This window comes from Janthinobacterium sp. 35, assembly GCF_002754575.1.
Classification (GTDB): Bacteria; Pseudomonadota; Gammaproteobacteria; order Burkholderiales; family Burkholderiaceae_D; genus Janthinobacterium; species Janthinobacterium tructae.
This window is the reverse complement of record NZ_PEFN01000001.1, coordinates 2516343-2529218: the sequence shown is the minus strand read 5'-3', so window position 1 is coordinate 2529218 and position 12876 is coordinate 2516343. Positions and strand designations below refer to the sequence as shown.

Sequence of the window (12876 nt, the reverse complement as noted above, 5' to 3'; positions counted from 1 at the left end):
TATCCTTGAATAAGATAAAACGGTGTCAGGAAATGCAGGCGGCGTTGATGGCGCCAATCGACAGGGAAATGGCGCCCAGCAGGCCGCCGAAGGCGCTGTTGTTCGATTCGATCTGGTCCTTCGACATGCGCAGCAGGCGCGTGGTGACCACATAGGCGAGCAATTGCACCACCATGGCGCCGAAGGCCCAGGCGAAGAATTGCTGATAGTCGGCCGTGTGCATCAGGGACGAGGCGATGGTGGCGGAAAAGCCCAGCAGCGCGCCGCCCAGCGACAGCGCCGCCGCCTGGTTGCCCTGGCGAATCAGCAGCACTTCCTTATACGGCGTGACGCGCGTGTAGATGATAAAAAATACAATCAGCAGCCCGGCGGCCAGTAAAAGATGGATCAGATAGTTTAGGATGGCGGGCACGGCTTTCCTCGCAATGAGTATTTGATAACGTCAACGCATATTAGAACAAAAAAAGTCCCATGAACAAAAAAATTCTGATCTTGTCCGTCTTCGTGGTCGCCTCCTGCGGCCTCGCGTATGAGCTGATCGCCGGCGCCATGTCCAGCTACCTGCTCGGCGACTCCATCCTGCAGTTTTCCACCATCATTGGCTGCTACCTGTTTGCCATGGGGGTGGGTGCTCACTTTTCAAAGTATGTCAAGGACGACGACGTGCTCTCGCGCTTCGTCGACATCGAGCTGGCCGTGGGCCTGATCGGCGGCCTCTCGGCCGCCATCCTGTTCATGACGTTTTCGTGGATGGCGGCGCCATTTCGCACCTTATTGTATGTGATGGTGTTCCTGATCGGCGCACTGGTCGGCATGGAAGTGCCGCTGGTGATGCGCGCGCTGAACACGCGGCAAACCGAGTTTTCCGAACTGGTCAGCCGCGTGCTGACCTTCGATTACCTGGGCGCGCTGGCCGTGTCCCTGCTGTTCCCGCTGGTGCTGTCGCCGTATCTGGGACTGGTGCGCACGGGCTTTTTGTTCGGCATGCTGAATGTGGCCGTCGGCCTGTGGAGCATTTACGTGTTTCGCGCCGAACTGAAAAACCTCACGGGGCGCTTCCTGCGCGCCTGCGCCGTGCTGCTGCTGCTGGTGACCGGCTTTGCCATGTCGGACCGCATGGTGGAGTGGGGCGAGCACGGCCTGTTCGGCGACCAGATCGTGTATTCCACCACCACGCCCTACCAGCGCCTGGTGATCACGCGCTGGAAGGACGATACGCGGCTGTACATCAACGGCAACCTGCAGTTTTCCTCGCGCGACGAGTACCGCTACCACGAGGCGCTGGTGCACCCCGTGCTGGAAGCCTTGCCATGGGCGCGCCGCGTGCTGGTGCTCGGTGGCGGCGATGGCCTGGCGCTGCGCGAAATTCTGCGTTATCCCCATATCGAACACGTCACCGTGGTCGACCTCGATCCCGCCATGACGGCTGCGTTTACCACGCGCCCGGAACTGGCAAAGCTGAATAACAGCGCGTTCTCGGACAAGCGCGTCACCGTCGTCAATGCCGATGCCGCCGTCTGGCTGCGCAACAACGGCGACATGTTCGACGCGGCCATCGTCGACTTCCCCGATCCATCGAGCTTCGCGCTCGGCAAACTGTATTCCGTGCCGTTCTACGACCTGGTGAAAAAACACCTGGCGGTCAAGGGCTTGATGGTGGTGCAATCGACGTCGCCGTTCTTTGCCCCGCACGCCTACTGGACCATCAATGCGACCCTGCGCGAAGTGGGCATGCGCACCTGGCCGTACCACGCCTATGTGCCTTCGTTCGGCGAATGGGGTTTCATCCTCGCCTCGCCCCAGCTCGACTACACACCGCCGACGACATACCGCCTGCCGATGCGCTACCTGAATGCGGACACCACGCGCGAAATGTTCATCTTCCCGCCCGACATGCAGCCGCTGCCGATGGCGCCGAACCGCCTCAACACCCAGTCGCTCGTGCATGAATTCGAGCAGGACTGGAACCGGGTGATCCGCTGATGCAGCGCCGTTCCTTCATGCTGTGGGCTGCCGGTGGCACGGCGGCGGCCGCCGCCGGCATCGGCAGCATCGCCGCCTACCTGCGCTGGCAGGAAATCACACCGAAGGTACTGTATCCGGGCCGCAGCGAGGGACACTATTTGCGCACGCTGCTGCGCGAGCGCACGGCGCTGCCGCCGCCTTCACGCATCTTGAGCACCGACGTGGCAATTTTAGGTTCCGGCATCGCCGGCCTGACGGCGGCGTGGCGCTTGAACAAGCTGGGGCACCAGGATTTCCTGATGATCGACGGTCCCCAGCCCTACGGCAACGCGGCCGGCGGCCACTTCGGCGAGCTGGCCTATCCGACCGGTGGCCATTATTTGCCGCTGCCTTCACCCGAATCGACCCATGTGCGCGAGATCCTGTTCGATCTGGGGATTATCCAGCGCGACCCGCAGGCGGAAAAGCCGACTTACGACGAGCGCTATATCCTGCACGCGCCGGAAGAACGATTGCTGTTCAACGGTCACTGGCAGGATGGCTTCATTCCCACCGAAGGCGTGCCGCCTGCGGAACTGGCGCAGCACGAACGCTTCTTTGCGCAGGTGGCGCAGCTGCGTCAGGCGCGCGGCAACGACGGCAAGCGCGTGTTTGTCTTTCCCACCGTGGAATCGTCGCAAGACCCGGTCTGGCAGGCACTCGACGCCATCACCTTGAAGCAGTGGATGGAGCACGAAGGCTATACCTCGCCCACCCTGCACTGGTATCTGAATTACTGCTGCCGCGACGACTATGGCACGCGTTACGACCAAGTCTCGGCCTGGGCCGGCCTGCATTACTACTGCAGCCGCTGGGGCCAGGCGGCCAACGCGGGCAACGGCGCCTGGCTGACCTGGCCCGGCGGCATGCAGCCGGTCGCCACGGCCATGGAGCAGGCCTCGGGTGTCCAACGTCATGCGGGCACGGTGGTTTCCGTGCAGACGACGGACCAGGGCGTGGAAGCGCTGTGCCTGGAACTGGTCGACGGCCAGCCGCGCACCTATTTGGTCCGCGCACGCAAGGCCATCTGCGCCATGCCTTTGTATGTGGCGGCGCGTGTGGTGCGGGACATTGCCAGCTACGGCTTTGACGCGAAGCTGCACACGCCCGCCTATGCGCCATGGATGGTGGCGAATTTTTTACTGAAACGCTTTCCCGACGAACTGCCACATGCACCGCTATGCTGGGATAACGTGGTGTACCAGGAACCGGGCCTCGGCTATGTCGTCTCGACCCACCAGGATATCCGCGTGCGTCCGCCCGAGAAAACCGTCTTCAGCGCCTACGTGGCCCTGTCCGATCGCACGCCGCAGCAAGCGCGCAAATGGCTCGATACGGCCAGCCCCGAGCAATTGCTGGCGCTGGCCAGCGTCGATTTAAAGACGGCGTATGGACGCGATTTTGCCAGCTGCGTCGAGCGCGTCGACATCACCGTGCGCGGCCACGCCATGGCCGCACCGTTACCGGGATTTCGCAGTAATGCGGGCTTGAAGGCGCTGCGCGAGCACGACGGCGCCATCCTGTTCGCGCATGCCGATTTGTCGGGCTTTTCCGTGTTTGAGGAAGCGGCGTGGTGGGGGGATCGCGCTGCGCGGCTGGCGATCACATAAATGAAAAAGGCCGGCGCAAGCGCCGGCCAGAGCCCCCTAAGGCTCGAACCGGTCTACTTGTTTTTGTTGATGACGTCGATGAAGACGGCCGCCAGCAGCACCAGGCCTTTGATCACCTGCTGGTAATCGATGCCGATGCCCATGATGGACATGCCGTTGTTCATCACGCCCATGATGAAGGCACCGATCACGGCCCCCATCACCTTGCCCACGCCGCCCGAGGCCGAGGCGCCGCCGATGAAGCAGGCGGCGATCACGTCGAGCTCGAATCCTGTGCCGGCCTTCGGCGTGGCCGTGTTCAGGCGCGCCGCGAAGATCAGGCCGGCCAGCGCGGCCAGCATACCCATGTTGACGAAGGTGTAGAAGCTTACCCGTTCCGTCTTGATGCCGGACAGGCGCGCCGCCTTCTCGTTGCCGCCCACGGCATACACGCGGCGGCCCAGCACGGTGCGGTTGGTAATGAAGGTGTAGGCGACGATCAGCACCGACATCACGGCCAGCACGTTCGGGAAACCGCGGTACGACGACAGCAGGTAGCTGAAATACACCATCACGGCGGCGAAGATCGCGTTTTTCAGCAGGAAGAAGGCGCGTGGCTCGTTTTCCATGCCGTGTTTCAGTTGCTTGGCGCGGCTGCGCAGCGAGGTGAAGATCAGCGCCGCGGCGGCGATCACGCCCAGCAGCAGCGACAGGCCGCGCAGGTTTTCACCGCCGAACGGATCGGGTAAAAAGCCCGAGCTGAGCATCTGGAAGCCTTCCGGGAAGGGGCCGACCGACTGGCCAGCGAGCAGCGCCAGGGTCAGGCCCTTGAACACCAGCATGCCGGCCAGGGTGACGATAAACGACGGGATCTTGAAGAAGGCGACGAAATAGCCCTGCGCCCCGCCGATGACGGCGCCGGCGATCAGGCAGATGATGCTGGCGGCGACAAAGTTCATCTCGTAGTTGACGATCAGGACGGCCGCCAGCGCGCCGACGAAGCCGACCACGGAGCCGACGGACAAGTCGATATGGCCGGCCACGATGACCATCAGCATGCCCAGCGCCATGATGACGATGTAGCTGTTTTGCAGCACCAGGTTCGTCAGGTTCAGCGGCTGCATCAGGGTGCCATCGGTCATGTACTGGAAAAAGCCCATGATGACGATCAGTGAGAGCAGCATGCCGTAGTCGCGCATATTGTTCTTCAAAAAGCCGGCATAGCTTTTCGCTTGCGGCGCGGCCGCTGGCGCTGCTGCTGCCGGCGCGCCTGCTGTCAGTTTATTGTCCATTGTTTTCTCCGTGTGTAACGATCGCGCGCATGATGCGCTCCTGCGATGCTTCTGCCGCGCTCAGTTCTGCCGCGAAGCGGCCTTCGTTCATGACATAGATCCGGTCGCACATGCCCAGCAATTCCGGCATTTCCGAGGAAATCATGATGATGCATTTGCCTTCGGCGGCCAGCTCGCTGATGATGCTGTAGATCTCGTACTTGGCGCCCACGTCGATGCCGCGGCTCGGTTCATCGAGGATCAGGATATCGGGGCGCGAAAACAGCCACTTCGCCAGCACCACTTTCTGCTGGTTGCCGCCGGACAGGTTGACCACCTTCTGCGCCACGCTCGAGCAACGGGTCTTGAGCTTGCGGCGGAACTCCTCGGCCACGCCGAATTCACGCTGCTCGTCGATCACCATGTGCCTGGAAATCGCATCCAGGTTGGCCAGGCTGGTGTTCTTCTGGATGTCTTCCTCGAGGATCAGGCCCAGGCCCTTGCGGTCTTCCGTGACATACGCGAGGCCGTGGGCGATCGCCTTGCCGATGGTGCTGACGTCGATTTCCTGGCCATTCTTGAGCACCGTGCCGCTGATGCGCTGGCCGTAGGCGCGTCCGAAAATGCTCATCGCCAGTTCCGTGCGCCCGGAGCCCATCAAACCGGCAATGCCGATGATTTCGCCTTTTTTGGCGTGCATATTGATGCCCTTGATGACGGGGCGGTCGGCATGCTCGGGATGGAAGACGCGCCAGTCGCGCACTTCGAAAATGGTCTCGCCTATCGTCGGCGTGCGCGGCGGATAGCGGTCGGCCATCTCGCGCCCGACCATTTTTTCGATGATGCGGTCTTCGCTGACGGGGTCCACGCGGCAGTCGAAACTGTCGACCGTGTTCCCGTCGCGCAGCACCGTGATGGCATCGGCGACTCTTGAAATTTCATTGAGCTTGTGCGAGATCAGGATCGACGCGATGCCCTGCGCTTTCAGGTCCAGCAGCAGGTCGAGCAGGGCTGCGCTGTCGCTTTCGTTCAGGCTGGCCGTCGGCTCGTCGAGGATCAGCAGCTTGACATCCTTGCACAGCGCCTTGGCGATTTCGATCAGCTGCTGCTTGCCCACGCCCAGGTTGGTGATCAGCGTGTCCGGGGACTCTTTCAGGCCGACTTTGTGCAGCAGTTCGCGCGTCTTCGTTTGCGCGTATTCCCAGTCGATGACGCCCATGCGGGACGGTTCGTTGCCGAGGAAGATATTCTCGGCGATCGACAACTGGGGCACCAGCGCCAGTTCCTGGTGGATGATGATGATGCCGATTTCTTCGCTGTCCTTGATGCCGCGAAAGTGCCGCGTCTGGCCCAGGTAATCGATGTCGCCCGTATAGCTGCCATGGCCGTAGACGCCGCTCAGCACTTTCATCAGGGTCGATTTGCCGGCGCCGTTTTCGCCGACGATGGCGTGGATCTCGCCGCTGCGTACCCGCAGGTTGACATTGTCGAGCGCCACGACGCCCGGGAATGTTTTGCGTATCCCGCGCATTTCCAGGATAGTGTTCGTCATATAACCTCTCTGGCACGGCCGCGCTGGTCGGTATCGGTCGTGCGGCAGTCTTGTTCTTGATCGTGCATGATGTGAAAGGCCCGGCAGCGCCGGGCCTTCAGTACCGTCGATGCTTATTTCACTTGCGCTTCCGTGTAGTAGCCGCTGCCGGTGACGAGCACCTGCTTCCAGTTCGCCTTGTCGACGGTGACCGGTTTCAACAGGTAGGACGGCACGACCTTGACGCCGTTGTTGTAGGTCTTGGTATCGTTGACGGCCGGCGTCTTGCCGCTCATCATCGCGTCGACCATGTTGGCCGTGACCTTGGCCAGTTCGCGCGTGTCCTTGAACACGGTCGATGCCTGTTCGCCGCGGATGATCGATTTCACCGACGGGATTTCTGCATCCTGGCCCGTCACGACGGGGAATGGTTGTTTCGGCGTGCCGTAGCCGACGCCCTTGAGCGAGGACAGGATGCCGATGCTCAAGCCGTCATACGGCGACAGCACGGCGTCGACGCGGGCATTGCCGTAGTAGGCGCTGAGCAGGTTGTCCATGCGGGCTTGTGCCACGGCGCCATCCCAGCGCAGGGTGGCCACTTTTTCCATGCCCATCTGCTTCGAGCGCACCACCAGCTTGCCGCTGTCGATGTAGGGTTTCAGGACCGACAGCGCGCCGTTGTAGAAGAAGTGCGCGTTGTTGTCGTCGGCCGAACCGCCAAACAGTTCGATATTGAACGGGCCCTTGCCTTCCTTGAGTTTCAGCGCCGATTCGATATAGCCCGCTTGCAGCACGCCGACCTGGAAGTTGTCGAAGGTGGCGTAGTAATCGATGTTTTTCGTGCCGCGGATCAGACGGTCATACGAGATGACCTTGATGCCCTTGTCGGCTGCCTTTTGCAGCACGTTCGACAAGGTGGTGCCGTCGATGGCGGCAATCACCAGCACCTTGGCGCCCTTGGTGATCATGTTTTCCACCTGCGCCAACTGGTTCGGGATATCGTCGTCGGCAAACTGCAAGTCCGTCTTGTAGCCGCGCTCCTTGAATACCTTGACCATGTTGTCGCCATCGGCGATCCAGCGCATGGACGACTTGGTCGGCATCGAGATGCCGATCGCGCCCTTGTCGGCGGCGCTTGCCACGGGCATTACCGCCATGCCGGAGATGGCCAGCGCCAGGCTCGCGGTCAGCATTTTCATTGTTGTTTTCATTTCAGGTCTCCACCGTCTTCGATAGTTGAATGTGCCAGGGCCGTCGTCCCAGTGGGCGGGCTCCGTGCGGATGGCCGATTGCAGGCCACGGCTGATACTAGTTTGTCCATCCATCCCTCACCAATCACTTTTTTCGCATAGCTGATATCCAAAACGGTATCGATCGGTCAATTGATGCAATGCGCCATGCCGCCCCTTTCCGCCTGCGCACAGGGCGGAAACGGGGGCCGGGCAGCAGCTTTTTTTGGTGCGCTGCAATACCAATAATCATCATTCAATTTGGTGATTTTCGTAATTGCGGCGATACAGGGCGGCGCGCAGAATCGGTCCGGACTTGAAGACCGGCCATCCCGTCACGACCTTTTGAAAGCTTGCCATGCAGCCGATTTCCCCCGCCTCCCTGTTGCCCGCCGACCTGGCGCAGGCCCTCCTCATCGGCCGCATCTGGCGTGACGGACCTTGCGTCGTCGCCGTGCGCGGCGGCGAGGTGGTCGACCTCACGCAGACGGTGGCGACGGTGGCCGAGCTGTTCGAGCGCAGCGATGCACTCGATATCGCCCGCCATGCGCCCGGTATCGCGCTCGGCCCCGTGCAGGCGCTGCTGGCGCAGGCGCTGGCCGCACCGGCAGGCGAGCCGCTGCTGCTGGCGCCGTGCGACCTGCAGGCCGTCAAGGCCTGTGGCGTGACCTTCGCCGTCAGCCTGCTGGAACGGGTGATCGAGGAACAGGCGGGCGGCGATGCGGCACGCGCCGCGAGCTTGCGCACTGCGCTGCAAATGACCCTGGGCGGCGACTTGTCGGCCCTGAAACCGGGCTCGGAGGCGGCGCAGCGCCTGAAACAGCAGCTGCAGCAGCGCGGCGCCTGGTCGCAATACATGGAAGTGGGCATCGGCCCCGATGCGGAAGTGTTTACCAAGGCGCAGCCGATGTCGTCGGTCGGCTGCGGCGCGCAGGTGGGCTTGCTGCCATCGTCCGCCTGGAACAACCCCGAGCCGGAGATCGTCCTGGCCGTCAACAGCCGCGGCGAGGTGCTGGGGGCGACCCTGGGCAACGACGTCAACCTGCGCGATATCGAAGGGCGCAGCGCCCTGTTGCTGGGCAAGGCCAAGGACAACAACGGCTCCTGCGCCATCGGCCCCTTCATCCGCCTGTTCGACGAACACTTCACGCTCGAGACCGTGCGCCAGGCCGAAGTGTCGCTGCTGATCGAAGGCGCGGACGACGGCTTTGTGCTCGAAGGCGCCAGTTTCATGCGCGAGATCAGCCGCGACCCGCTCGACCTGGTGCGCCAGACGGCGGGCCAGTACCACCAGTATCCGGACGGCTTCATGCTGTTCCTGGGCACCATGTTCTCGCCCGTGAAGGACCGCGGCGCACAGGGCGGCGGCTTCACGCATCACCTGGGCGACCGCGTGACGATTGCCAGCGCCGCGCTGGGCGCGCTGGTCAACGAGGTGCAGCGCTGCGATGCGATTCCTCCCTGGACGTTTGGCGTGCGCGCGCTGTATCAGAACCTGGCCAAACGCGGTTTGCTTTGATCCGATTATTTTAAATAGAGAGACACCATGCAGCATGCAACTTACCCCAGCCTGGCCGGCAAGCGCGTCATCATCACGGGCGGCGGCACCGGCATCGGCGTGGCCATCGTCGAGGCGTTCGCGCGCCAGGGCGCCCACGTCACTTTCCTCGATATCGCCAACGAACCTTCGCGCGCGCTGCAGGAAACGCTGGCGCACCTGCCGCAGCCGCCCGTTTTCCGCTATTGCGACCTGACGGACCTGGGCGCCCTGGCCGCCACCTTCGCCGAGATCGAAAATGCCAGCGGTGGTACCGATATCCTTGTCAACAACGCCGCCAATGACGACCGCCACCAGTTGCAGGACGTCACGCCCGCCTACTGGGACGAGCGCATGGCCGTCAACCTGCGCCACCAGTATTTCTGCGCCCAGGCAGTGGCGCCGGCCATGCGCGCCAAGGGCCGCGGCGTGATCCTCAACCTGGGCTCGATTTCCTGGCACCTGGCGCAAGCGAACCTGTCGATCTACATGACGGCGAAAGCCGGCATCGAGGGTCTCACGCGCGGCCTGGCGCGCGACCTGGGCGTCGACGGCATCCGCGTCAACTGCATCATTCCCGGCGCCGTGCGCACGCCGCGCCAGGAGCGGCTGTGGCATACGCCGGAGGCGGAAGCGTTGATCCTGCAGGGACAGTGCCTGCAGACGCGCGTGGAGCCGGAAGACGTGGCGGCGCTGGCGCTGTTCCTCGCGTCCGACAACGCGGCCAAGTGCGCCGGCCGCGAATACTATGTCGACGCCGGCTGGTACGGCGCATGAACATTCCAGCCCAAGGCCCGTCGCGGCGCTTCCGCTCGCAGGACTGGTTCGACAATCCCGAGCACATCGACATGACGGCGCTGTACCTGGAGCGCTTCATGAACTACGGCATCACGGCCGAGGAGCTGCGTTCGGGCCGGCCCATCATCGGCATTGCGCAAAGCGGCAGCGACATCAGTCCCTGCAACCGCATCCACCTGGAACTGGCGCAGCGCGTGCGCGACGGCATCCGCGACGCGGGCGGCATCCCGATGGAATTCCCGCTGCACCCGATCTTCGAGAACTGCCGCCGTCCTACGGCCGCGCTGGACCGCAATCTGGCGTATCTGGGCCTGGTGGAAATCCTGCACGGCTACCCGATCGACGCCGTGGTGCTGACGACGGGCTGCGACAAGACCACGCCGGCGCAGCTGATGGCCGCCGCCACGGTGGACATTCCTTCCATCGTGCTGTCGGGCGGTCCCATGCTCGATGGCTGGATGGACGGCGAACTGGTCGGTTCCGGCGCCGCCATCTGGAAGGGCCGCCGCCAGCTGTCCGCCGGCTTGATCGACAACGACAAGTTCCTGCAGATCGCCGCCGCCTCGGCGCCGTCGGCCGGCCACTGCAACACCATGGGCACGGCATCGACCATGAATGCGCTGGCGGAAGCCTTGGGCATGTCGCTGACGGGCTGCTCGGCGATTCCCGCGCCATACCGCGAGCGGGGCCAGATCGCCTATGCCACGGGGCGCCGCATCGTTGCCATGGCGCATGAGGACGTGCGCCCGTCGAGCATCCTCACGCGCGAGGCGTTTTTGGACGCCATCATCGTCAACGCGGCCATCGGCGGTTCCACCAACGCGCAGCCGCACCTGATGGCCATGGCGCGCCATGCGGGCGTGGAACTGCATTCGAGCGACTGGATGGAACATGGCTACGACGTGCCGCTGCTGTTGAACATGCAGCCGGCCGGCAAATACCTGGGCGAGCGCTTTCACCGCGCCGGCGGCGTGCCTGCCGTGATGTGGGAGTTACAACAGGCGGGCCTGCTGCACGCCGAGCGCTTGACGGTCACGGGCCAGACGATGGCGGCGAACCTGGCGGGCCGTGAAAGCGCGGACCGCGAGATGATCCGCCCGTTTGCCGCGCCGCTGAAGGAGAAGGCCGGTTTCATGGCCTTGCAGGGCAATCTGTTCGACTTCGCCATCATGAAGACCAGCGTGATCTCGCCCGCTTTCCGCGAGCGCTACCTGTCGCGTCCCGGCAGCGAAGGCGTGTTCGAGGCGCGCGCCATCGTCTTTGACGGGTCAAACGACTACCACGCACGCATCAACGATCCGGCTTTGGCGATTGACGACAGTTGCATGCTGGTTATGCGCGGCGCCGGCCCCGTGGGCTGGCCCGGTTCGGCCGAGGTGGTCAACATGCAGCCGCCCGACGCGCTCCTCAAGGCCGGCATCCTGAATTTGCCAACACTGGGCGACGGGCGCCAGTCGGGCACCTCGGACAGCCCTTCGATCCTGAACGCCTCTCCGGAAAGCGCCGTGGGCGGCGGCCTGGCGCTGCTGCGCACGGGCGACATCATCCGCGTGGACTTGAACGGGGGCAGCTGCGACATGCTGGTCGATGCTGACGAACTGGCACACCGGGCCAAAGAACTGCCGCCGCCCGTCAACGACAGCGCCACGCCATGGCAGGAAATCTACCGCGCCAGCGTGGGCCAGCTGGAAACGGGCGCCTGCATGGAGCTGGCGCTGAAATACCGCGCCGTGGGCCAGACCCTGCCACGCCATAACCATTGATGTAGGTCGGGTTAGCGCTCCGCGCGTAACCCGACACCACCACAGACATAAAATTTTTCAGCAGCACCCGTAGTGAAAAAAACGTTGTTAATAAAATCCACAAGGAGACACACAATGAACAAGATCATCAGTGCAGCCATCATGACCGCCATGCTGGCATTGAGCAGCAGCGCCGCCCTGGCCGATGCGAAAAACCCGAAGATCGGCTTTTCCATCGACGACTTGCGCGTGGAACGCTGGACGCGTGACCGCGATTTCTTCATCGCCGCCGCCGAGAAGCAGGGCGCCAAGGTCTTCGTGCAGTCGGCCGATGCCAGCGAACAGCGGCAGATTTCGCAAATCGAAAACCTGATCTCGCGCGGCGTGGACGTGCTGGTGATCGTGCCGTTCAATGCGACAGTGTTGAACAACACCGTCAAGGAGGCGAAAAAGGCCGGCATCAAGGTGCTGTCGTATGACCGATTGATCCTGAATGCCGATATCGACGCGTATATCTCGTTCGACAACGAGAAAGTGGGCGAGATGCAGGCCGAAGGCGTGACCAAGCTGCAGCCGAAGGGCAATTACTACCTGCTGGGCGGCTCTCCCACCGACAATAACGCCAAGATGCTGCGCGAAGGCCAGATGAAAGTACTCAAACCGTTCATCGACAAGGGCGACATCAAGATCGTCGGCCAGCAGTGGGTGAAGGACTGGAGCGCCACCGAAGCATTGTCCATCGTGGAAAACGCGTTGACGGCCAACGGCAACAAGATCGACGCCATCGTCGCCTCGAACGACGGCACGGCCGGCGGCGCCATCCAGGCCCTGGCTGCGCAAAAACTCGCTGGCAAGGTGCCCGTTTCGGGCCAGGATGCCGACCTGGCGGCGGTGAAACGCGTGATCGCCGGCACGCAGTCGATGACCGTCTACAAGCCGTTGAAAACCATCGCATCGGAAGCGGCCAAGCTGGCCATCCAGCTGGCGCGCAATGAAAAGCCGGCCTACAACTCCAGCTATGACAACGGCCTGAAAAAAGTCAGCACGGTGCTGCTGAAACCAACGCCCCTGACCAAGGCGAATGTGAACATTCTCGTCGATGACGGTTTCTATACCAAGGCGCAGCTGGGCAATTAATCGCCCACTTCATTTTTACCCCAACGGCGGAATCTGGG

10 protein-coding genes are annotated in these 12876 nt (G+C 62.8%); 6 read left to right on the top strand and 4 right to left on the bottom strand.

From position 1 onward, the window contains the following. Positions 1-25 precede the first annotated feature (25 nt). Entirely contained in the window at positions 26-412 is a 387-nt protein-coding gene (locus CLU93_RS11355) for a DUF350 domain-containing protein (protein WP_096232970.1), read from the bottom strand. 59 nt (positions 413-471) lie between these two features. On the opposite strand from CLU93_RS11355, the gene CLU93_RS11350 reads away from it, so the two are divergent. Further along, positions 472-1983: a polyamine aminopropyltransferase gene (locus tag CLU93_RS11350; RefSeq protein WP_099761145.1), complete on the top strand. Its 1512-nt coding sequence runs from the start codon at positions 472-474 to the stop codon at positions 1981-1983. Next, a complete protein-coding gene (locus CLU93_RS11345; RefSeq protein WP_099761144.1) occupies positions 1983-3614 on the top strand; it encodes an NAD(P)/FAD-dependent oxidoreductase in 1632 nt (543 codons plus the stop codon). Before CLU93_RS11350 ends, CLU93_RS11345 begins: the two co-directional genes overlap by 1 nt. A 53-nt stretch (positions 3615-3667) precedes the next feature. Here the strand turns inward: CLU93_RS11345 and mmsB are convergent, their stop codons facing one another. The 3 genes from mmsB to chvE all read right to left on the bottom strand — a co-directional run bounded on the left by mmsB (position 3668) and on the right by chvE (position 7552). Beyond that, entirely contained in the window at positions 3668-4885 is a 1218-nt protein-coding gene (gene mmsB, locus CLU93_RS11340; RefSeq protein WP_099761143.1) for a multiple monosaccharide ABC transporter permease, read from the bottom strand. After that, positions 4875-6416 carry a multiple monosaccharide ABC transporter ATP-binding protein gene (mmsA, locus tag CLU93_RS11335; protein WP_099761142.1) on the bottom strand — a complete coding sequence of 514 codons (1542 nt, stop codon included), beginning with the start codon at positions 6414-6416 and terminating at the stop codon, positions 4875-4877. Before mmsA ends, mmsB begins: the two co-directional genes overlap by 11 nt. 113 nt (positions 6417-6529) lie before the next feature. Continuing rightward, positions 6530-7552 (bottom strand): multiple monosaccharide ABC transporter substrate-binding protein, encoded by a 1023-nt coding sequence (gene chvE, locus CLU93_RS11330; RefSeq protein WP_225243237.1) that lies wholly within the window; start codon positions 7550-7552, stop codon positions 6530-6532. Between the two features lie 430 nt (positions 7553-7982). Between chvE and CLU93_RS11325 the strand changes: the two genes are divergently transcribed. The 4 genes from CLU93_RS11325 (at position 7983) to xylF (ending at position 12838) form a co-directional block, all read left to right on the top strand. Next, the gene (locus CLU93_RS11325) at positions 7983-9143 is read left to right on the top strand and encodes a fumarylacetoacetate hydrolase family protein (protein WP_099761141.1); all 1161 of its coding nucleotides are present in this window, start codon (positions 7983-7985) and stop codon (positions 9141-9143) included. Between the two features lie 27 nt (positions 9144-9170). Next, positions 9171-9938, top strand: coding sequence for an SDR family NAD(P)-dependent oxidoreductase (locus CLU93_RS11320; RefSeq protein ID WP_099761140.1), 768 nt, complete (start codon positions 9171-9173; stop codon positions 9936-9938). Continuing rightward, positions 9935-11722 carry an IlvD/Edd family dehydratase gene (locus CLU93_RS11315; protein ID WP_099761139.1) on the top strand — a complete coding sequence of 596 codons (1788 nt, stop codon included), beginning with the start codon at positions 9935-9937 and terminating at the stop codon, positions 11720-11722. The genes CLU93_RS11320 and CLU93_RS11315 overlap by 4 nt, the downstream gene beginning before the upstream one ends. Before the next feature lie 141 nt (positions 11723-11863). Then, positions 11864-12838, top strand: coding sequence for a D-xylose ABC transporter substrate-binding protein (gene xylF, locus CLU93_RS11310; protein WP_099764341.1), 975 nt, complete (start codon positions 11864-11866; stop codon positions 12836-12838). Positions 12839-12876: the final 38 nt, after the last annotated feature.

What these genes read in the sequence shown, in the direction of transcription:
- CLU93_RS11350 (WP_099761145.1), top strand. Translation starts at nt 472, where the DNA reads ATGAACAAAAAAATTCTGATCTTGTCCGTCTTCGTGGTCGCCTCCTGC.
- CLU93_RS11345 (WP_099761144.1), top strand. Translation starts at nt 1,983, where the DNA reads ATGCAGCGCCGTTCCTTCATGCTGTGGGCTGCCGGTGGCACGGCGGCG.
- mmsB (WP_099761143.1), bottom strand. Translation starts at nt 4,885, where the DNA reads ATGGACAATAAACTGACAGCAGGCGCGCCGGCAGCAGCAGCGCCAGCG.
- mmsA (WP_099761142.1), bottom strand. Translation starts at nt 6,416, where the DNA reads ATGACGAACACTATCCTGGAAATGCGCGGGATACGCAAAACATTCCCG.
- chvE (WP_225243237.1), bottom strand. Translation starts at nt 7,552, where the DNA reads ATGGCGGTAATGCCCGTGGCAAGCGCCGCCGACAAGGGCGCGATCGGC.
- CLU93_RS11325 (WP_099761141.1), top strand. Translation starts at nt 7,983, where the DNA reads ATGCAGCCGATTTCCCCCGCCTCCCTGTTGCCCGCCGACCTGGCGCAG.
- CLU93_RS11320 (WP_099761140.1), top strand. Translation starts at nt 9,171, where the DNA reads ATGCAGCATGCAACTTACCCCAGCCTGGCCGGCAAGCGCGTCATCATC.
- CLU93_RS11315 (WP_099761139.1), top strand. Translation starts at nt 9,935, where the DNA reads ATGAACATTCCAGCCCAAGGCCCGTCGCGGCGCTTCCGCTCGCAGGAC.
- xylF (WP_099764341.1), top strand. Translation starts at nt 11,864, where the DNA reads ATGACCGCCATGCTGGCATTGAGCAGCAGCGCCGCCCTGGCCGATGCG.